Here is a 20046-nt window from a genome sequence, read left to right as displayed (position 1 = left end):
GCCATCCTCCACGCCCGGCCTGGCCGGGCGTGGTCGTTTCTGAAGGCCTAGACCACCGATTCAGGCCGCAAGGCGACGGGTTTAAGGTAGCGGAAGTAGTGCCAGGCTAACGTGATGCCCCGCAGCGCCATAAAGCCGTTCAATGCCAGCCATAAACCATGATTGCCCCAGCCTAGGCTCAGCCACCACAGCAAGAAAAACCCCAATGCCGACAGCAGCATGGCATTGCGCATCTGGGCTCCCTGTGCCGCACCGATGTAGACCCCATCAAACAGAAAACAGCTGAATGCCATCAGTGGCAATACCACGACCCAGGGGAGGTAGGTTTGGGCGTGGGCCTGCACCGGCGCCAGATCCGTCAACATCCCGATCAGCGCCTCTCCGCCGAGTGCAAACACCATCGCAAACCCCACTGCCGTCAGGGCCGACCAGAACCAGCCCAGGATCACCGCATCCACAAACCGCTGCCGATCATTCCGCCCCCAGGCCCGTCCCACTTCCACCTCGGCGCTGTAAGCAAAGCCGTCCAGGGCGTACGCCATCACCAACATGAAATTCATCAGCACCGCGTTGCCAGCCACCACCACATCCCCCAGGCGGGCGCCCATGATGGTGACAAAACTCAAACACAGCTGCAGACACAAGGTGCGCAGGAAAATATCCCGGTTCAGGCGCACCAGGCGACTGAGGCCATGCAACGACCAAGGCAGGCGCCCGACCCGGTTGGCCACCAACACCCGCCACACCAGGTACGCCGCCAGCGCCATGGTGCCGTACTCGGCACACAGGCTGGCCCAGGCCGCGCCAGACACCCCCCAACCAAAGCCCACCACGAACAACAGATCCAGGCCAATGTTGAGGCTGTTGCCCAGGATCAGTTGCCACATCGCCACCTTAGGCTGGCCTCGCCCCAACAGAAACCCGAGCAATACCAGGTTGATCAAGGCGGCCGGAGCCCCCCAGATTCGAATCTGAAAATACTGACTGGCGTACAGCTGAACCTGATCGCTGCCCCCCGCCAACGGCAGCCCCCAATGCAGGATCGGCCACTGCAACACCAACAGCATTGAGGCCAGGCCCAGCGCCAGAATCAACCCCTGTGCCAACACCCGCAGTTGTGCCTGAATGTCGTCGGCCCCATGGCCCTGAGCCACCAAGGCGGTGGTGCCCATGCGTAAAAATCCCAGCATCCACATCAGAAAGGTTATAATCATGGACCCGACGGCCACACCCCCAAGGTAGTAGGCCTCATCGAGGTGACCGATAACCGCCGTATCCACCAGCCCCAGCAACGGGATAGTGACATTGGATAAAATCATCGGCCAGGCCAGCGCAAAGGTGCGCCTGTGAGCCTGACGCTGAGTCAGTACGGCTGGAATCGTCATCGAAACTTGGAACCTTAATATGAATCGCAATGTAGTAAGACTGGCTATCGTGGCAGGTCTTTTCTGTGCTTGGCCAAGTCTGGCCAGCGTAATACTGCAGTATCACCATGTTAGCGAAGATACCCCCGCCAGCACCAGCGTCACCCCGGCACAGTTTGCTGAACAGATGGCGTACCTGGCGGACAACGACTTTAACGTGGTCCCCCTGAACGACGTCATCGATGCCGTGCGCCAACGCCAGGCCCTGCCCCCGAAAACCGTAGCCATCACTTTTGATGACGGCTATCAAAACGTGGCCGACAACGCCCATCCCATTCTGCGCCGCCATCAGTTTCCCTACACCCTGTTTGTCAGTATCGCTCCCATTGAGCAGAATTATGGCGAGATGCTGGATTGGGACGCGCTGCGAGCCCTGTCCAGAGAGGGGGCCACTATCGCCAATCACAGCTACGCCCATGATCATCTGATTCGTCGCCTCGACGGTGAAACCCAGGTCGCCTGGCTGGATCGCATCGAAGCCGACATTCGTCAAACCGAAGCGATCATCGAACGGGAAATCGGCTACAGCGTTCGCCAATTGGCCTACCCCTACGGCGAATTCAATCAGGCCCTGAGAACCCGGCTGGCCAATATGGATTACGTCGGCATCGGCCAGCACTCCGGTGCCACCGGCCCTTACAGCAGCTTAACCGCCATCCCTCGCTATCCGGTGGCCGGTCCCTATGCGGATATGTCGGCCCTGAAGGTGAAGCTGCACAGCCTCAATATGCCGGTCACCAAATTGGAGGGAGAGGAATCCCAACTGGTGGATCGGGACCGGCCAACCCTGACCGTCACCCTGGCCGGTGACGATGTCCGCACCGATGCGCTGATGTGCTACATCCAGGGACAGGGGGGCAAGGCGCCCATCTGGCTCGATGATCACAGCTTCAGCATTCAGGCCGATCTGCCGTTACCGGCGGGCCGATCCCGCTACAACTGCACCGCGCCCAGCAAAACCAGCGGCGGCTACTACTGGTTCTCCCAGCCTTGGGTGCAGGCCCGTGCCGACGGCAGTTGGCCCGAAGAGTAATCCGATTAACCCGCCCCCCTGCCCGGGGGGCGGCGGTTCTCATGCTGCCGCTGTTGCAGCCAGGCCTGTATCTGCCGGTGTTCGGCATTGCCAATCAGCGCCAGTTGCGGATGAGTCAGATTGGGCACATTCACCACCTTGATTCGGTTCGAGCGCAGCGGTTGCAGCTCAGCATAGGGCGACACCGCATCGCCATCCGAAGCAAAAATCAACGTCGGCAAGGCTAACTCGGGCAACAACTGCCGAATGTCCAACTGTGACTCCTGCAGCGACAGCGTCGTCAGTGCCTGACGGGCACCTTGCCGCATACTGTCATCCGGAATCCAGCCCAGGTACCAGGGGCGGGGAAAGTTCAGCACCGATTGTTCCAACCCCAGCATCGGCGCCTGCAGAATCAGTCCGGAAACGTCGTTTCGGGCCGCCGCAAGGTGGGCGGCAGCCACCGCCCCCATGGAGTTTCCAAACAGGTACAGGGGATAGGTTAATTGGGACTGGTCATCAAGCCAGGCGCTGAGCAAACGGCCATCCTGAGTGCCAAAACTGAAGTCGGAATGAGAACCGCCGTGACCAGGCAGGTCCGGAATCAACACCCGATAACCAAGAAATCGCCAGTACAGGCCGTTGGCCGACATCAGCTCCTTGGTCATGCGAAACCCGTGCAGCAACACCACGGTGCCGACGCGGCGGGGTAACTGGTCACGACTCAGCAGCAACTGGCTCTCATGGCCATCGATCTGCAGCGACGATCGCAGCCGAGTCGAGTGCAACGGCTTTCCTGTCAGGTAATGAAGACAACGCCCCTGAAGACAGAAGCGGCCGTCGTTGAACCCCTGTTGGGCCAATTCCTGCCGCTGGGACGGCGCCAAAGTAACCGAGTCAAAGTCGGTAATTCGTTTGGCCACCATGGTGCTGCAGCCACACAGCAGCCCCAACAGCACCCCCACACACCACTGACGCATTGGCGTTCCCTTTCCATCATCAAAGTCAGCAGTGGCTCAAAAGCGGCACTCTGGCGTAAGCCTTAACTGCGGAACCGGGCGATCGCCGGCAGGTCTGTCTTCAGCTGGGTCATCGACACCAGCCTGAGTTCGCCGACGCCTCCCTGAGGCCGAAAAATCGCCTCCAGTTGACCGCTGGGATTGATCAGTACGATGTCGGCACTGTGGTCCACCGAGTAGCCATCGGCGCCGTCGCTGTCGACCATGGCGTACATCAACCCCAGGCTGCGGCTTAAGGCAAACAGTTGACTGTGCTCACCGGTCACGGCCCGAAATGATGGATTGAAATAGCCGACGTACTGATGCAGCCGCTCACTGCTGTCCCGCTGCGGATCCACCGACATCAATACCACCTGCAGATCCAACTGCTGCGCCAATGGCGGATAGGCCGACGCCAGCCTCGCCATGGTGCTGGGGCAGACATCAGGGCAGGAGGTGAACCCCATAAACAGCAAGGTCCAGTGACCACGCAGACTGTCATTGCCATAGGGCTGGCCCAGATCATCGATCAGTTCAAAGTCCACCAACTCCCGCGGTTGCGGCAACCACAGCGCCGACACCTTTGGCGGTTGCTGGCCGCTCCAGGCCAACAACACTCCGGCCAGCAATGCCGCTGCGGCTACCCCGCCATACACCCAGCGCATTACAACCCCACCGGCAAGTAGTGATCCACCAACAACAGCACAAACAGCGCCAGTAGCTGCCAGATGGAGAACAGGAACAACTTGATGGCGGAGTCTGGCTTGGGGCTGTACTTCAGCTGCCAGGCTTTCACCAGAAACCACAGGCTCAGTACCGTTGAACCCAGCAGGTAGATGCCGCCACTCATCCCCACCAACACCGGTAGCATGCAAGCGATCACCAACAGGAAGCTGTACAACAAGATGGAGGTTTTGGTGTATTCGATGCCATGGGTAACCGGCAACATCGGAATGTCGGCCTTGGCGTATTCATCCCGGCGGTGCACAGCCAAGGCCCAGAAATGGGGCGGCGTCCAGGTGAAAATGATGATCACCAACAACAAGCCATGGCCATGGAAATCGCCTGTCACACTGGTCCAGCCCAATAACGGCGGCATCGCCCCCGCCAGGCCACCGATAACAATGTTCTGCGGTGTCGCCCGTTTGAGAAAGCCGGTGTAAATCAGGGCATAGCCCACCAAGCTTGCCAGAGTCAGCCAGGCGGTAAGGGGATTGACAAACCCATACAGAATGACAAAACCCAGGCTGCCGATAACGGCGGCGAACACCCCACCATGGAAGGGAGAGACCCGGCCTGTGGCCACTGGCCGGTTGTGAGTCCGGGCCATGATGGTATCAATACGGCGATCCAACAGGTGGTTGACCGCCGCCGCCGCACCGGCCATCAGGCCGATCCCGGACAAGCCACTGACCAGGGTCGGCAACGCCACCCACCCGGGAGAAGCCAGAGCCATCCCCACCAGCGCGGTCACCAGCATCAGTAACACCACCTTGGGTTTGGTCATCTCCAGATAGTCGCGCCAGGCCAACGCCGGGTTCCGCTTACTCCAACCTATGGCTTTCAACATGGCACTCTCTCCCTTAGGGCCGCCGGCTGCCGGCTTTGGACTCGATAATTGATGCACACCAGGGTCATCACCAACAGTGCGGCACCGCCGTTGTGGCCCACCGCGACCGCCAATGGCAACTGCCACACCACATTGGCCACGCCCAACCCCACTTGGATCAGGGTCAGCACCACCATTGCGATGCCCCAACGGTTCAACTGCGGATGGCGCATCAGACGCAGTGCCAACCACAACAACAGCAACGCCGTCACCACCGCCCACAGTCGGTGGCTGACATGGATGGTCATGCGGGCGGCATAATCCAGGGTGCCAAATTCATAGCTGTTGGCCGCAGGCTGTATCAGCCGAAACGCGGTGGCCGGGTCCCACTGCTGCCACCAGTTGCCTTCGCATATCGGCAGCGTGGTGCACACCACTGCCGCGTAGTTGGCCGAGGTCCAGCCCCCCAACGCAACCTGAAGTACCAGGGCCACCAAGGCCACCGCCGCCAGCAGCACCAAGCTGGGCTGCTGCAGTTCCAACCGTTCAGGTTGGCGTCGCATCCATAACAACGCCAGCAGCGACAACACCGTCAGTCCCCCCAGCAGATGGCCCATCACCACCACCGGCATCAGGTTCAGGGTAACCGTCCACATTCCCAACGCGCCCTGAAACAGCACCAGCCCCAGTAACGCCAGGCCGTGGCCCCGCTGCGGCGTGCGCCAACTCAGCAGCGCAATGGTCAAAATCATCAGTCCCAACAGGCTGGCGATGTAACGATGCCCCATCTCGGCCCAGGCCTTGGCCATCTCCAGCGGTCGATCCGGGAAGCGGCTCAGGGCCAAGGCTTCGTTAGCCTTGGCCTCGACCGGCGTTAAGAACCCATAGCAGCCGGGCCAATCCGGGCAACCGAGGCCGGCGTCAGTCAGGCGGGTAAAGGCCCCAACCACAATCACCACAAAGGCCAGCGCCGCCGTGGCCAGGATCAATCGATTCATCGGTCCCCCTTAGCCCACTCGAGACAGCTTCAGCAGCTTTCGCATGTCCGCCAACAGATGTTTGCCCTGCAGGATCTGAGCGTCCTGGCCCTGCACATCACCATAGCCCATCACCCACTGCCCCAAAGGGTCGACAATGACCAGAGTCTGTTCAGTCAACGCCGATTTCACCGCGTCATTGGCCCGAGCCATAAGGAAGCCTTTCTCAGTCAGGATCTCGGCCAGCTCCGGCCGCTGCTGGTAATAGAAGACCACCGCATTCACCCGCTCCCGTTCTCGACCGAGGGCTTGCAGTACTTTCTGCATCGCGGTAAGGCGGTCTTCACAGCTGGCGTCGCATTGGGAGGGCAGCAGGTACAACAACTGCCACTGCCGTTCGGCGGGGTTGGGTTGGGCCAGCGAGCGGTAATGCAGGCCAGCCAGTAACTGGCCTTTGTTGGTGGCGCCCCCTTGATACCAACCCAGCTGCAGCACCAGCAGGGCGGTTAAGAATGGCGCCAGAAACACCACCAGCAGCATTAATGGTTTGCGGTTCCGGGAGTTCATGATTGCTCCTCTCATCATCAGGGCTCGGCAAGGCCGGCCGCCGGTTACAGACAATTCAAGACGCTCCTCCCAGTACCGCTAGGGGGAAACAACAGTGACACAGATCACACTATCTGGCTTGGGGCAGCGGCGCAAGAGGCCGTTGCCGGCGCCACAGCAGATAAACGATTACCAACCACGCCGTTGCCAGGCCAAACCACTGCACCGCGTAGCCTTTGTGCTTATCCGGGCTCATGGAAATCGGCCGCCACTGGCGAATAAATCCAATCTCGACCGGCTGGTCGACAAACAGCAGATAGGGCAACGTCGCTTGTTCCAACATCTGCCCAATTTCCTCGAAATTCACCGCCTGAATGCGGATCTTGTCTCCGGGTTCGCCATAACTATGACGGGACAGCGGGTTGTGCCCAGGCCGATACAAGCGTCCCGATACCGACAGCGAGTCCGGCAACGTCGGCAGCATCGGCAACGTATCCCGGCGAGAACCCGCAGCCACAAACCCCAGATCCAGCAACAGCAGAGGCTGCTCATCCGCCACCACCACCGGCTGAAGCCACTGGTAACCGACCTGACCATTGAGGGTACGGTTGTCCAGCAGCAGCGGCGGCAGTGCCCGCGGCTGCACCGATACCGCCAGACCAAATCCGCTCACATCGCCCCCCTCCTGAAGCTGATTCCAGCTCAGCGTCTGTTGCCCCCGTTGCTGCAGTTGTTGTTGCAGTCGCTGCTTGGTGTCAGCCCGCTGCAGCTGCCACCAGCCTAACTTGACCAGTGCACAAAATACCGCCAGAGTAATCAGAGGGAACCACCAATACTTCATACAAATCCCGACTAAGGAAGGTCCATGCAAATTGCGTTAAAACTGCTGCTTGTGGCGCTGCTGCTGTTCATTGTGTTTAATCTGGGCCGAGCCTTGCTGTTGATGCTCAAGGACAACAGCGGCAGTCACAACATGAGTCAGTACCTGGGGCGGCGTGTGGCCTTGTCCGCCTTTGTGGTGGTCCTGCTGATCCTGGTGCTAATGGGAGGCTGGCTGCAGCCTAACCCCCGCCCCTATTAAAGGATGTAGACGAACACAAACAGCAACAACCACACCACATCCACAAAATGCCAGTACCAGGCACTGGCCTGAAAGGCGAAATGCTTCTGCGGCGTAAAGTGCCCCTTCACCACCCGCACCAACATCGTCAGCAGCATGATGGTTCCCAGGGTCACATGCAGGCCATGAAACCCGGTCAACAGGAAGAAGGTGTTGCCATACACGCCGGAGCTCAGGGTCAGGTTCATCTCTTGATAGGCGTGCAGGTACTCTTCGCCCTGCAGCGCCAGAAAGCACACTCCCAGCAACACCGTGGCCGCCAACCAGCCGGTCAGAGGCCGGCGCCGATCCTGCTCCAATGCCACGTGGGCGAAGTGCAAAGTCACCGACGAGGTTAACAGAATCAGGGTGTTGTACAGTGGCAGTCCCTGCCAGCCCATGGCCTGGGTGGTCTCGCCTCCCGGGGTGGTTACCAGCGGCCACATCGCCTCAAACGTCGGCCACAATACCTCATGAGTCATGGCATTGTTGCCGGCGCCTCCTAACCAGGGCACCGCCACCATGCGGGCATAGAACAGGGCCCCGAAAAAAGCGCCGAAAAACATCACTTCAGAGAAGATAAACCAGGACATCCCCTGTCGGAACGACCGGTCCATCTGCCGGGAATACAGGCCGGCCATGGACTCGTTGATCACCGTGCCAAACCAACCAACCACCATCACCACAATCACCGCAATGCCGGACAGCAGCACGTAACCAAAGATGCCGGTATCGCCGCTCTTGAGGCCGCCGACGTAGTTTCCCGCTCCCAATGCGATAAGAAACAGGCCGATGGCACCAACAATGGGCCAGTAGCTCTGCTCGGGAACGTAGTACTTTTCATGTTTCATCGAATTGCTCTCCTTAGCCACGCTCATTGGCCTGGTCGGTCACGTTGTAGAGCGTGTATGACAGGGTCAGGGTCTGAATCTCCTCCGGCAGGGCCGGATCCAGATAGAACAGCAACGGCATCTGGGTTTCTGCCCCCGCTTCCAGGGGCTGGTGGTTAAAGCAAAAGCACTCGATCTTGGAGAAATAGAGTGCCCCCTGCCCCGGCGTGACCGAGGGCACGGCCTGACCAATAATGTCCCGCTGGGAAAGGTTGCGAGCCAGAAAGGCCACCTGACGGGTCTCACCAGGGTGTACCTGAATGCGGTTGACCTCGGGTTCAAACTGCCAGGGCATGTCGCTGTGTACCGAGGTGATGAACTCCACGGTGACCAGGCGTTGGCTGTCCACCTGCTCGCTGTCGGCCGCGGCGGTCTGACGAGTCTTGCCATTGATGCCGGTAATGTCGCAGAACACGTCGTACAGCGGCACCAGGGCAAAGCCAAAGCCAAACATGGCCACCGTGACCAGCAGCAGCCGGGTCACCAGACGTCGATTGGCGTTAGGGCCAGTCATCTCACGCTACCTTAGGAGGGGTATCGAAGGTATGCAGTGGCGCCGGAGAGGCCACCGTCCACTCCAGCCCTTCGGCACCGTCCCAGGGCTTGGCCGGCGCCTGCTGGCCGCCGCGAATGCACTTGATCACCAGGGCTAGGAAGATCAGTTGCGACAAGCCAAAGGCAAAGCCGCCAATGGAAACGATCTGATTAATATCTGCAAACTGCAGGGCATAATCGGGAATCCGTCTCGGCATCCCCGCCAGTCCCAGGAAGTGCATGGGGAAAAACAGCACATTGACCGACACCACCGAGCACCAGAAGTGCCATTTGGCCAGGCGTTCGCTGTACATGTGGCCGGTCCATTTCGGCAGCCAGTAGTAGGCCGCCGCCATGATGGAAAACACCGCCCCGGTCACCAGCACGTAATGGAAATGGGCCACCACAAAGTAGGTATCGTGGTACTGGAAATCCACCGGCGTAATGGCCAGCATCAACCCGGACAGGCCGCCGATGGTAAACAGCACGATGAACGCCAGCGCAAACATCATCGGCGCCTCAAAGCTGATGGCGCCCTGCCACATGGTGGCCACCCAGTTAAACACCTTGACCCCGGTGGGCACCGAGATCAGCATGGTGCAGTACATGAAAAACAGTTCCGCCGCCACCGGCATGCCGGTGGTGAACATGTGGTGGGCCCAGACGATGAAGGACAGCAGGGCAATAGACGCGGTGGCGTATACCATGGAGGCATAGCCAAACAACTTCTTGCGGGAAAACGCGGGCACAATGGCGGAGATGATGCCAAACGCCGGCAAAATCATGATGTACACCTCTGGATGACCAAAGAACCAGAAAATGTGCTGGAACATCACCGGGTCACCACCGCCGGCGGCATCGAAGAACGCGGTACCGAAGTACTTATCGGTCAACACCATGGTCACCGCCCCCGCCAGTACCGGCATCACCGCGATCAACAGAAAGGCGGTGATCAACCAGGTCCAGACAAACAGTGGCATCTTCATGTAAGTCATGCCCGGAGCACGCAGGTTGACGATGGTCACAATGACGTTGATGGCGCCCATGATGGAGCTGATGCCCATGATGTGAACCGAAAACACAAACAGCGCGGTGGAATCACCGCTGAAGGTGGTCGACAACGGCGCATAGAAAGTCCAGCCGAATGCCGGACCGCCCCCTTCCATAAACAAACTGCCGATCAACAGGGCAAAGGCAAACGGCAGAATCCAGAAACTCCAGTTGTTCAGCCGTGGCAGTGCCATATCCGGGGCGCCGATCATCATCGGGATCATCCAGTTAGCCAGCCCTGTAAACGCCGGCATCACCGCCCCAAATACCATAATCAGTCCATGGACCGTGGTCATCTGATTGAAGAAGTTCGGCTCTACCAACTGCAGGCCCGGCTGGAACAACTCGGCCCGAATCACCATCGCCATGGCCCCACCGACCAAAAACATGGTAAAGCTGAACCACAGATACAGGGTGCCGATCTCTTTGTGGTTGGTGGTCAGCAACCATCGTTTCAGGCCCTTCTGCGGTGCGTGGTGATGGTCGTGTTCCGTTTCGATGTGGCCGACATCGGCCTGATTTTCTCGTGTCGCTATGGTCATGACTGTGCCCCTCATTGTCCCTTAGAGGCGGCTACATCCGCCGTCTGTACCACATCGCCGGTGTCATTGCCCCAGGCGTTTCGTTCATAAGTCACCACCGCCGCCAGCTCCTTGTTACTCAACTGAGCCGCAAACGCTTGCATGGCGGTTCCGGCCTTGCCATGAACCACAATGTCGATGTGCGCCTTCACCTCACCCAGGGCGATGGGGCTGTCTTTCAATGCCGGGAACACCCCCTGCAGGCCCGCGCCGTTCGGCATGTGGCAGGCCGCGCATCGAGACAGGTACACCTGCTCTCCCAGGGTCATGCTCTCCTCCATAGTCAGTGTCTGGGTCAGGGCTTCGGTTTCCGCCTTGGCCGCCGCTGCCGCCGCCCCCTGCTGCTCGGCCAGCCAAAGATCAAACTCCGCTTCTGGCAACACCTCCACCACCACCGGCATGAAGCCGTGGTCTTTTCCACATAACTCGGCGCATTGACCTCGGTAGGTGCCAGGCTTGTCCACCCGGGTCCAGGCTTCGTTGATGAACCCCGGGTTGGCGTCCTTTTTCACCGCAAAGGCCGGCACCCACCAGGAGTGGATAACGTCGTCAGAGGTCATCAGGAAACGGACTTTGCGGTTGACGGGAATCACCAACGGCTTATCCACCTCCAGCAGGTAGTTTTCGCCTTTGGCTTCGGCGTCATTGATTTGGCTTTGAGGGGTGGACATCAGACTGAAAAACTCCACACCCTGATCGAAATACTTGTAATGCCACTTCCATTGGGAGCCGGTGATCTGAATGGTGAGGTCGGACTGACTGGGATCTTCCATCGCCACCAGAGTTTTGGTGGCAGGCACCGCCATGACGATCAAAATAATGAACGGAATCACCGTCCACAGAATTTCGATCTTGGTACTTTCATGAAAATTGGCGGGCACCGCGCCTTTGGACTTGCGGTGTGCAATCAGGGAGTAGAGCATCACTCCAAACACCACCGCCGCAATGGCACAGCAGATATAGAAAATGGTCATGTGCAGGCCATACACCTGCTCACTGATGGCGGTCACGCCCGGGGTCAGATTGTAATCCGACTCGGCGACCGCCCACACTGGCATCAAGGCGATGATGGCCAGTAAAGCAATCCTTCTCACATCAACTACTCCTCTGTGTATTGCATGACGCAATATCCAGAGAAGAGCAGCACAGTAATGCTCAGCCCTATGAAGCTCCCCTCCCCTTAATCGGTTTGGGCACACAGCCGACGCGGTTCCGCGTGACCGTTACTTCTGCCTCACACAGTTCTTCGACTGTGTCTTTTCTAACCTAATGACATATTTCGATTTGATCAAGATCAAGAATAGCACTCAATCCACGTATGCAAGGGCAAAAAAGAGGAAATCTCTTTAATTTGTCGATTGGCAATAGAAAACACTAAGGGTATGAAAAGGTGTATTAAACAGCAGCAACTGGAGGCGAACAAGGTTCATTATTAAGGACAGGCCTGAATCCACGGCTCAAGCCAGCATTCCCCGAGGTTAGTGAATCCAGTTCGACACCAGTTGAGTGGTAATGCGGCTGGTTTGAGATTGAAACAGATAGCCGGAACATTCGGCACGGCGACTGGCCAACTCCAACCGGCGCCAATCGCGGGCGGCAATGGTAGGCAACCAGGCCACCACCGCGCTACAAGTATGCCCGGACAGCGCCTGTTCGACGGCCCACTGGCCTTCGACGTCGTCCTGACAGCGAACGATCAGAATGCGGTCCATGGCCACTCCGGCATTTTGCAGAATCTGTTTCCAACCGAACCTTGGTGGGTTTACCAGCACCAACCAGCGCTGCTTCTGGCTCAACTCCGCCAGCTTCGGTGCCAATTCAGTCAGGGCCGCCGCGCCGCTGTCCAGTCGGGTCAATCTGGGGTTGGTGGACCAATTGCCCTGCCACAGGCCGGGATGACGAAACTGCGTTCCTTGCCGAGTCTTCATTATTGCAATCCTCCGTTTCGAATCACACCCACCGCCAGGCCTTCAATGCTCAGAGGCTCATGCTCCAGGTCCACCACAATGGGTTGGTATTCACTGTTTTCGGCGTGCAGGTACACCAGATTGTCTTTACGCTGAAACCGCTTCACGGTCACATCTTCGCCCACCCTGGCCACCACAATCTGGCCGTTGTGAGCCTCCTGCTGACTGTGTACCGCCAACAGATCCCCATCCATAATGCCGATATCGACCATGGAGTCGCCACGCACCCGCAACAGATAATCGGCATTGGGACGGAACATGCTGGGGTCCAACTGACAATGCTGTTCGATATGCTGCTGAGCCAGAATCGGCTCCCCCGCTGCCACCTGACCGATCAACGGCAACCCCAGTTGCTCGGGTTCCGGACCGGTATCCAACAGGCGAATGCCGCGCGAGGTACCGGGGACTATCTCGATCACCTGCTTGCGCGCCAACGCCTTCAGATGCTCTTCGGCGGCATTGGCACTGCGAAACCCCAGACGTTTGGCGATCTCCGCACGAGTCGGCGGCATGCCGGTCTCCTGCATATGGTTGCGGATCAGTTCCAGCACCTGGGTCTGTCTCGGGGTTAACGGCTTCATATCTCTACCTGTTTATCTATACAGTACCACTGTGAGTATATACAGGTAGGCGATAAATTCAACAGTAATTTATTGAATTTGACTGGCCAAATCCCCACAGCCGGAACACCCGCTGACAATTGGCCGGTACAGCAGACTGCCGCCTGAGTCGCTTTCGGTGTAGAATCACAACCAGTTAACGAACAAAAAGCGAATAGAACGGTGACCCAAGAATTCTTATCGCCCTGGATGAAGGGCGCACGCTGGCTGCAAAAGCCGGTAGTGAACAGCCGGTTGGTGCCTGAAGACCCCATTGCCGAGCTGGACATCGATACCGACCGGCCCCTGGTGTACGTCATGAGCCACGAGTCACATTCGGATCTGCTGGCATTGCATGAGGCCTGCCTCAACGCCAACCTGCCAAGCCCGTTGAAACCTCTGCAGATCAAAGGTCAGTCCGTCAGCCGTGTAGTCTGGCTCAACGGCGCCACCCCCCTGTTTGGTAAAGCGAAAAAGGCCGACTTCCTGGCACGGTTCGAGAAACTGTTGTCGCTGCATCAACAACACGACGACCTGGACGTTCAAGTGGTGCCGGTGTCGCTGATGTGGGGCCGTGATCCAGGCAAAGAGGAAAGCGTTAGCGCCACCCTGCTCAACAAAGAGCAACCCACCTGGCTGCGCAAGTTTTTCATTCTGATGATGCTGGGACGGGATACCTTTATTCGCTTCTCCCGCCCGGTGTCTCTGCGCTATATGGCCGACAAACACGGCACCGACGACAGCATTGCCCAGAAACTGGCTCGGGTGGCCCGAGTCCATTTCGGTCGTCAACGCACCGTGGCCACCGGACCTCGACTGCCGGATCGCGATGCCCTGTTCCGTAGCCTGCTGGCCTCCAAGGGGCTGGATGAGGCGATTCGGGAAGAGGCCAAAAGCAAGAACATCAGTGAAGAGAAAGCCCGCGAACGCGCCCTGGAATACCTGGAGGAGATCGCCGCCGATTACTCCAGCAACCTGATCCGTATCGGTGAGCGGCTGTTGTCCTGGATCTGGAACAAAATCTACAATGGCATCAATGTCCGCGGCGCCGAACAGGTCCGCCAGCTGTCTCAGGACGGCCATGAGATTGTGTTTGTGCCCTGCCACCGCAGCCACATGGACTACCTGCTGCTGTCCTACATCATCTATCAACAGGGGATGGTGCCGCCGCACATCGCCGCCGGGGTCAACCTGAACTTCTGGCCCGCCGGTCCGATTTTCCGTCATGGCGGCGCCTTCTTCATTCGGCGCTCCTTCAAAGGCAACAAGCTGTACGCCGAGGTGTTCCGGGAATATCTGCATCAGCTGTTTGCCCGTGGCTACTCCATTGAGTACTTTTGCGAGGGCGGCCGCTCTCGCACCGGCCGGCTGTTACCGCCGAAGACCGGCATGATCGCCATGACCATTCAAACCGTCCTGCGCGGCATCGAACGGCCCGTCACCCTGGTGCCCATCTACCTGGGCTATGACCATGTGATGGAGGTAGCGACCTATCACAAGGAGCTGAAAGGAAAGAAGAAAGAGAAGGAGGGCATGCTGCAGGTATTGTCCGCCATCAAAAAGCTGCGCAACTATGGCGAAGGCTATGTCAACTTTGGTCAGCCGATCACTGTCCATCAGTTCCTCAACGATAAAGTGCCGAACTGGCGCCAGGACACTCAGGCGGATCCGGATCAGCGTCAGCCCTGGCTGACCCCGGTGGTCAACGAGTTGGCCGGCCAGTTGATGTGCAACATCAACGATGCCGCCGCCGTCAGCGCCGTGACCCTGACCGCCACCACGCTGCTGGCCACACCACAGCATGCCATGGCCCGAGCCACCCTGGAGAAGCAGCTGGATTTCTACCTGAAGTTGCTGCAGGCGGTACCCTACACCCCCTACACCACCCTGACCGACGGGGACGGCAAGTCGATCCTGAAAACCGTGCTGGATCTGGAGAAATTCCAGCTCAGCCAGGATGAGCTGGGTGAGATCGTCAGCATCGCCGACAACCAGGCGATCACCATGACTTACTACCGCAACAACATCCTGCATCTGATGATTCTGCCCAGCCTGATCGCTTCGCTGGCGCTGAAGTCCGATCACCTCAGCCGCAACCAGCTGATCGACCAGGCCAGCGAGCTCTACCCTCTGCTACAGGCCGAGCTGTTTATGGGGCTGGATGGGGAGTTGGAAGAATACCTGCAGGCGGTGATCAACGAACTGATCAACAACGGCCACCTGGAAGAGCACGGTGATCACCTGCGAGTGGTCGAAAGCCACCGCAATGCCCTGATGCAACTGGGTGCCATCAGTCAGGAGACTCTGCAGCGCTACGCCATTCTGCTGTCCCGCCTGCAGGCGGAACCCCAGATTGAGCGCGGTGCGCTGGAGAAGGAAAGCACCAAGCTGGCCGAACGTTTGTGCAAACTGCACGGCACCAGTGCTCCCGAGTTCTTCGACAAGAAGGTGTTCAACACCCTGACGCTGAGACTCAAGGAGATGGGCTGTATCGGTGACAAACCCGATACCGACAAGATCAAAGCACTGGCGCAACTGGTGCTAAAACAACTGCCGGTAAGCATGCGCGCCTCCATCAGCCAGGTAGGCTGATAGCGAACGCAGCGCCAATCAGGGCCCTACGGGGCCCTTTTTTTGAGACATAGAATGAACAAACACCGCTCTCCCTCCCTGCTCGGCGGGGCCATGATCATCGCCGCCACCACCGTCGGTGCCGGTATGTTTTCCCTACCGGTCACCAGCGCCGGCATGTGGTTCAATTACAGCCTGTTGGTCTTGGCCATCGCCTGGCTGTGCATGCTGCTGTCCGGCTTATTTGTGCTGGAAACCAACCTGCACTACCCCGATGGTGCCAGCTTTGACTCCATGGTCGGCGATACCCTGGGCCGTCCGTGGCGAGTCGCCAACGGCATCTCCATCGCCTTCGTCCTCTACATCCTGACCTACGCCTACATCAGCGGCGGCAGCTCCATCGTCAGCCACTTGATGGAAGCCACCGCCGGAATCGAAATGGACAGCCGACTGGCATCACTGAGCTTTGCCGGCGTGCTGGCGGTGATCGTCTGGATCGGCGCCGGCGCCGTAGACCGCATCAGCACCCTGATGATCGGCGCCATGATTCTGACCTTTGCCGCCGCCAGCAGTGACCTGATGAGCGGAGTCTCACCCCAGCACCTTTGGCCGAACGACAGCGGCAATACCGAGTACGCCATCTTCGGCCTGGCGGCACTGCCGTTCATGCTGGCCTCCTTTGGCTATCACGGCAACGTCCCCAGCCTGGTGAAGTACTACGGTAAGCGGCCCGCCACCATCGCCAAGGCGCTGCTACTGGGCACCGGCCTGGCGTTTGTCATCTACGTACTGTGGCTGACGCTGACCTTCGGCAACCTCAGCCAACAACAACTGCTGCCGGTGATTCAGGCGGGCGGCAACATGGGCGACCTGGTGGCGGCATTGGAGCACAACAGTCAGGGCAGCATAGGGTCGGTGCTGTCGATCTTTGCCAACCTGGCAGTGGCCAGCTCCTTCCTCGGGGTGACGCTGGGCCTGTTCGACTTCATCGCCGACCTGTTTGGCTTCGACAACACCCTCAGCGGACGCAACAAAACCGCCGCCATCACCTTCCTGCCGCCGTTGCTTCTGGCGCTGGCCTGGCCCCATGGCTTCATCTACGCCATCGGCTTTGCCGGCCTGGCGGCCACCTTGTGGGCCGCCATCGTCCCGGCGTTGATGGCGCGCACCATTCGCCGCCGCTATCCCAATGCGCCCTACCGGGCGCCCGGCGGCCAGGCGGGCATCATGGTGGTGATCGCCTTCGGTCTGCTGGTGGCGGTGTGTGAAATTGCCAGCAAGCTGCAGCTGCTGCCGGTGTTCGGTCAATGACCCGCAATGCAGTATTGGCGCTGCGACAACGGCTTATGGCCGAGTCGCAGCGCCCCTATCGGGCTCGAGGCGCCACCTGTGAGCGCTGTCAGGGCTGTCTGACCGTGGTCAGCCACTGCTCCTGCCGTTACCAGCTGCCCCAGCAGACCCAAGTGGATTTTTGCCTGGTCATGCACCGCAAAGAACCTCTGAAACCCACCAATACCGGTCGACTCATCGCCGACATCCTGCCGGACACCAGCGCCTTTATCTGGGACCGTACCGAACCGGATCCGGCCATGCTGGCGGTGCTTCAGGATCCGAATCGACAACCCTATCTGGTGTTTCCCGGCGAGTACATCGACCAGGGTGAGGTGCTGGCTGCACCGCGCCCCTGGCCAGAGGGAAAACGCCCCCTGTTTGTCCTGCTGGACGCCACCTGGGCCCAGGCCAGGAAGATCTATTTCAAGAGCCCCTACCTGCAAACCCTGCCGGTATTGAGCATCGATCCGGACCGGCTCAGCAACTACCGTCTGCGGGAAGCGGCCCATCAGCACCAACTGGCGACTGCCGAAGTGGCCGCCATGGTACTGGAGCTGGCCGGTGAGCCAGACGCCGCCGATGTGCTGGACGCCTACTTTCAGGTATTCTCTCAACGGTACTACGCCGGCAAGCATCAACTCGATGCCCCGGTGGACGGCGACCCGTTCCAACGATTGAGTCGCCATCAGCCTCAATAAGGAACCTGTATGCGCAACCGGTTTGTACAGTGGCACACCTTCCACGCCGTGGTCAGTCACGGCAGCTTTTCCGCCGCCGCCGAGGCTTTGGATCTGTCCCGGGCACTGGTGTCCGGACACGTCAAACAGCTGGAACAGCACTACGGCATCCGGCTGCTGAACCGCACCACCCGAACCCTGTCTCTGACCGACGAGGGCCAGGCGTTGATGCAACAATTGTCACCCTTGCTGGCCCAGGCGCAGGCACTGGAGCTGGCGATGCAACAACGCAGTGACGAGGTGGTTGGCCTGGTGAGATTGCAGATTCCGGCGGTCCTGGATGCAGAACAATTGCGCCAGGTGCTGGCGACCTATCTTCAAGCTCACCCCAAAGTAGAACTGGAAGTGATTCTGGGCGAATCTCTGGATAATCTGGTCGGTCGTGGTATCGACTTGGCACTGCACATCGGCAGTGTCGACGACAGCTCCCTGGTGCGGCGGCCGCTGTGCGACATCCACACCATGCTGGTCGCCAGCCCGGACTACTGGACCCGGGCCGGCGTGCCCACCACCGTTGCCGAACTGAGCCAGCACCGAGGCATTCACTATCGCCACTGCCTCACCGGCAGCCGCTGGGATTTCATTGACGAGCAGGGCAACCCGGTGCTGGTAAAACCCAGGTTTGTGGCCCACACCGACAGCGAAGCCATGGCCCTGAGCCTGGCACGCCGCGGTTTGGGCGTCACCACCGCCCTAGACTTCATGTGCAGGGATGATCTGATCAACGGCCGTCTGCAGGCCCAGCTGAGTCAATGCACCCACCCGGTGTCCCTGTCGGTGATCTACCCGGCCCGCCAGCATAAACCGCCGCGGACCGAGGCGCTGCTGCAGCGGTTACAGCAGGCCTTTGCCAATCCAATGATCCACCGCTAACTGCGCCACCTGACGTTCGATCGCCGACGGCACCGGCTGCACCACCTTGGGGCCATCAAAGGTCCCCTGTGCCTGTGCCGCCAGACTCAGTGCCTGTAATGCCAGCCCCAGATCCATGATCTCGATGGGATTGCCATCCCCGGCGGCCAGATTGATCAGATTGCCCCGGCTCAGCAAATACAGATCCCGGCCTCGAAAACGGATCGCTTCCACCTGTTGCCGCATCACCGTCACCGACTCCGCCTCGGCGCGCAGGTAATCGAGCTCGATCTCCCGAGCAAAATGACCGGCATTGGCGATGATGACCCCCTCTCTCAACTGGTCAAAATGGTGGCGGTTGAGCACGCCATCGCACCCGGTCACCGTCACGATCAACTCCGCCTGAGGCAAGGCCTGTTCCAGTTCGGCAGTCGGAAACCCTTCCATATGGGCTTCGAGGCGAATCAGCGGATCCTGCTCCACCACGGTCACGTGCGCCCCCATGCCCCGCAGTCGCATCGCCACGCCGCTGCCACAGTAGCCGTAACCGATGACCAGGGCCCGCTTGCCATGCAGCATCACGTTGGTGGCTCGCATGATGCCGTCGACCACCGAACTGCCGACGCCATAGCGATTCTCGACGATGCGCTTGGCCTGGGTGTCGTTGATCACCAGGGTGGCGAAGTTCTGGCTGGGCGCCAGTTTCCGCAGCCGGTTGGCGCCAGTGGTGGTCTCCTCGGTGGCACCACGCAACTGGCTGCGCAGGGAGGCAAACTCCGGCTCGGTAAACAGCAGGCTATGGAGATCGGCGCCGTTGTCGGAGATCAGGTCCGGGCCGGCCCGCAACACCTCGCGGCACTGTTCGATGTGGTCTTCAAAGCTCTCATGGCGATGACCCAGCACCCGTACCCCATAGTCCTGCTCGATGGCGACCACGGTGTCGTCCTGGGTGGTGCCAGGGCTACCGGTGATCACCACCTGGGCTCCTCCCCGGGTCAGCGCCTCCAGCCAGACCCCGGTTTTTGCCTCCACGTGCAGGCAGATCCCCAGTGTCAGGCCGGCAAAGGGGCGGGAATGAGCAAACTGCTCCCCCAGGGCGCGGACGATGGGCATGTTGGCCCGCGCCCAGGCGATGCGTTGGCGGCCGGATTCGAGCAATTCGGTATGAGTCATGGTGCAGTCTCCGTGTTGATTTGGTACCAGTATGGAGTGCGAGCCTGCACCGAAAAACGCCTGAGAATGAATGCACTGTTCAGTAGATCCGACAACTGCACGGTCGGAAAAAAAGATCAGGTCAGGGCTTGACCCTCCTGCAACGGGAGGCTTTA

19 protein-coding genes and 1 pseudogene are annotated in these 20046 nt (G+C 59.4%); 6 read left to right on the top strand and 14 right to left on the bottom strand.

From position 1 onward, the window contains the following. Window positions 1–47 precede the first annotated feature (47 nt). The gene (locus H598_RS0108590; protein ID WP_028112656.1) at window positions 48–1385 is read right to left on the bottom strand and encodes an MATE family efflux transporter; all 1338 of its coding nucleotides are present in this window, start codon (window positions 1383–1385) and stop codon (window positions 48–50) included. A 19-nt stretch (window positions 1386–1404) separates the two neighbouring features. Here H598_RS0108590 and H598_RS0108585 point away from each other — a divergent pair, with 19 nt between their 5' ends. Then, on the top strand, window positions 1405–2457 hold the full coding sequence (locus tag H598_RS0108585) for a polysaccharide deacetylase family protein (RefSeq protein ID WP_028112655.1): 1053 nt from the start codon (window positions 1405–1407) through the stop codon (window positions 2455–2457). A gap of 5 nt (window positions 2458–2462) precedes the next feature. Here the strand turns inward: H598_RS0108585 and H598_RS0108580 are convergent, their stop codons facing one another. The 6 genes from H598_RS0108580 to H598_RS23790 all read right to left on the bottom strand — a co-directional run bounded on the left by H598_RS0108580 (window position 2463) and on the right by H598_RS23790 (window position 7347). Then, window positions 2463–3416, bottom strand: a complete 954-nt coding sequence (locus H598_RS0108580; protein ID WP_028112654.1) for an alpha/beta hydrolase — start codon at window positions 3414–3416, stop codon at window positions 2463–2465. A gap of 62 nt (window positions 3417–3478) precedes the next feature. Further along, the gene (locus tag H598_RS0108575) at window positions 3479–4099 is read right to left on the bottom strand and encodes an SCO family protein (protein ID WP_028112653.1); all 621 of its coding nucleotides are present in this window, start codon (window positions 4097–4099) and stop codon (window positions 3479–3481) included. Then, the gene (gene cyoE, locus H598_RS0108570; RefSeq protein ID WP_028112652.1) at window positions 4099–5004 is read right to left on the bottom strand and encodes a heme o synthase; all 906 of its coding nucleotides are present in this window, start codon (window positions 5002–5004) and stop codon (window positions 4099–4101) included. The genes H598_RS0108575 and cyoE overlap by 1 nt, the downstream gene beginning before the upstream one ends. Continuing rightward, a complete protein-coding gene (locus H598_RS23795) occupies window positions 4998–5981 on the bottom strand; it encodes a COX15/CtaA family protein (protein WP_051252599.1) in 984 nt (327 codons plus the stop codon). Before H598_RS23795 ends, cyoE begins: the two co-directional genes overlap by 7 nt. Before the next feature lie 9 nt (window positions 5982–5990). Further along, on the bottom strand, window positions 5991–6527 hold the full coding sequence (locus H598_RS0108560) for a hypothetical protein (RefSeq protein ID WP_028112651.1): 537 nt from the start codon (window positions 6525–6527) through the stop codon (window positions 5991–5993). A gap of 109 nt (window positions 6528–6636) precedes the next feature. Next, the gene (locus H598_RS23790; RefSeq protein ID WP_051252597.1) at window positions 6637–7347 is read right to left on the bottom strand and encodes an SURF1 family protein; all 711 of its coding nucleotides are present in this window, start codon (window positions 7345–7347) and stop codon (window positions 6637–6639) included. A gap of 24 nt (window positions 7348–7371) precedes the next feature. On the opposite strand from H598_RS23790, the gene H598_RS0108550 reads away from it, so the two are divergent. Beyond that, on the top strand, window positions 7372–7587 hold the full coding sequence (locus H598_RS0108550) for a DUF2909 domain-containing protein (RefSeq protein WP_028112650.1): 216 nt from the start codon (window positions 7372–7374) through the stop codon (window positions 7585–7587). On the opposite strand, the gene H598_RS0108545 is transcribed toward H598_RS0108550, so the two are convergent. From H598_RS0108545 to lexA, 6 genes and pseudogenes are all read right to left on the bottom strand, one after another. Beyond that, window positions 7584–8456 carry a cytochrome c oxidase subunit 3 gene (locus H598_RS0108545; RefSeq protein WP_245595576.1) on the bottom strand — a complete coding sequence of 291 codons (873 nt, stop codon included), beginning with the start codon at window positions 8454–8456 and terminating at the stop codon, window positions 7584–7586. The two genes, H598_RS0108550 and H598_RS0108545, sit on opposite strands and share 4 nt — an antisense overlap. A gap of 13 nt (window positions 8457–8469) precedes the next feature. Further along, window positions 8470–9009 carry a cytochrome c oxidase assembly protein gene (locus tag H598_RS0108540; protein ID WP_028112648.1) on the bottom strand — a complete coding sequence of 180 codons (540 nt, stop codon included), beginning with the start codon at window positions 9007–9009 and terminating at the stop codon, window positions 8470–8472. A gap of 1 nt (window position 9010) precedes the next feature. Beyond that, window positions 9011–10621 carry a cytochrome c oxidase subunit I gene (gene ctaD / locus H598_RS0108535; protein ID WP_028112647.1) on the bottom strand — a complete coding sequence of 537 codons (1611 nt, stop codon included), beginning with the start codon at window positions 10619–10621 and terminating at the stop codon, window positions 9011–9013. Window positions 10622–10653: 32 nt separating this feature from the next. Next, window positions 10654–11718 (bottom strand): annotated as a pseudogene (coxB, locus tag H598_RS0108530) (cytochrome c oxidase subunit II); the annotation flags it as partial. Between the two features lie 420 nt (window positions 11719–12138). Then, a complete protein-coding gene (locus tag H598_RS23785) occupies window positions 12139–12588 on the bottom strand; it encodes a SulA-like leucine-rich domain-containing protein (protein WP_051252595.1) in 450 nt (149 codons plus the stop codon). Next, complete coding sequence (gene lexA, locus H598_RS0108520) at window positions 12588–13208, bottom strand: transcriptional repressor LexA (RefSeq protein ID WP_028112645.1); 621 nt, start codon at window positions 13206–13208, stop codon at window positions 12588–12590. The genes H598_RS23785 and lexA overlap by 1 nt, the downstream gene beginning before the upstream one ends. A gap of 228 nt (window positions 13209–13436) precedes the next feature. On the opposite strand from lexA, the gene plsB reads away from it, so the two are divergent. Genes plsB through H598_RS23780 form a run of 4 tightly spaced genes read left to right on the top strand, consistent with a single transcriptional unit; the run spans window position 13437 to window position 18739 of the window. Then, a complete protein-coding gene (plsB, locus tag H598_RS0108515) occupies window positions 13437–15818 on the top strand; it encodes a glycerol-3-phosphate 1-O-acyltransferase PlsB (protein WP_035415701.1) in 2382 nt (793 codons plus the stop codon). Window positions 15819–15860: 42 nt separating this feature from the next. Further along, window positions 15861–17108, top strand: coding sequence for an aromatic amino acid transport family protein (locus tag H598_RS0108510; RefSeq protein ID WP_028112643.1), 1248 nt, complete (start codon window positions 15861–15863; stop codon window positions 17106–17108). Then, the gene (locus tag H598_RS0108505) at window positions 17105–17827 is read left to right on the top strand and encodes a tRNA-uridine aminocarboxypropyltransferase (RefSeq protein ID WP_028112642.1); all 723 of its coding nucleotides are present in this window, start codon (window positions 17105–17107) and stop codon (window positions 17825–17827) included. The genes H598_RS0108510 and H598_RS0108505 overlap by 4 nt, the downstream gene beginning before the upstream one ends. A 9-nt stretch (window positions 17828–17836) precedes the next feature. Continuing rightward, entirely contained in the window at window positions 17837–18739 is a 903-nt protein-coding gene (locus H598_RS23780) for a LysR family transcriptional regulator (RefSeq protein WP_051252594.1), read from the top strand. On the opposite strand, the gene H598_RS0108495 is transcribed toward H598_RS23780, so the two are convergent. Continuing rightward, complete coding sequence (locus H598_RS0108495; RefSeq protein ID WP_028112641.1) at window positions 18701–19891, bottom strand: adenosylhomocysteinase; 1191 nt, start codon at window positions 19889–19891, stop codon at window positions 18701–18703. The genes H598_RS23780 and H598_RS0108495 overlap by 39 nt on opposite strands. Between the last annotated feature and the right edge of the window lie 155 nt (window positions 19892–20046).

The sequence above is a fragment of the Ferrimonas kyonanensis DSM 18153 genome (assembly GCF_000425405.1).
In the GTDB taxonomy this organism is placed as follows: domain Bacteria; phylum Pseudomonadota; class Gammaproteobacteria; order Enterobacterales; family Shewanellaceae; genus Ferrimonas; species Ferrimonas kyonanensis.
The sequence above is the reverse complement of the archived record's forward strand: the minus strand, read 5'-3'. Positions and strand labels throughout refer to the sequence as shown.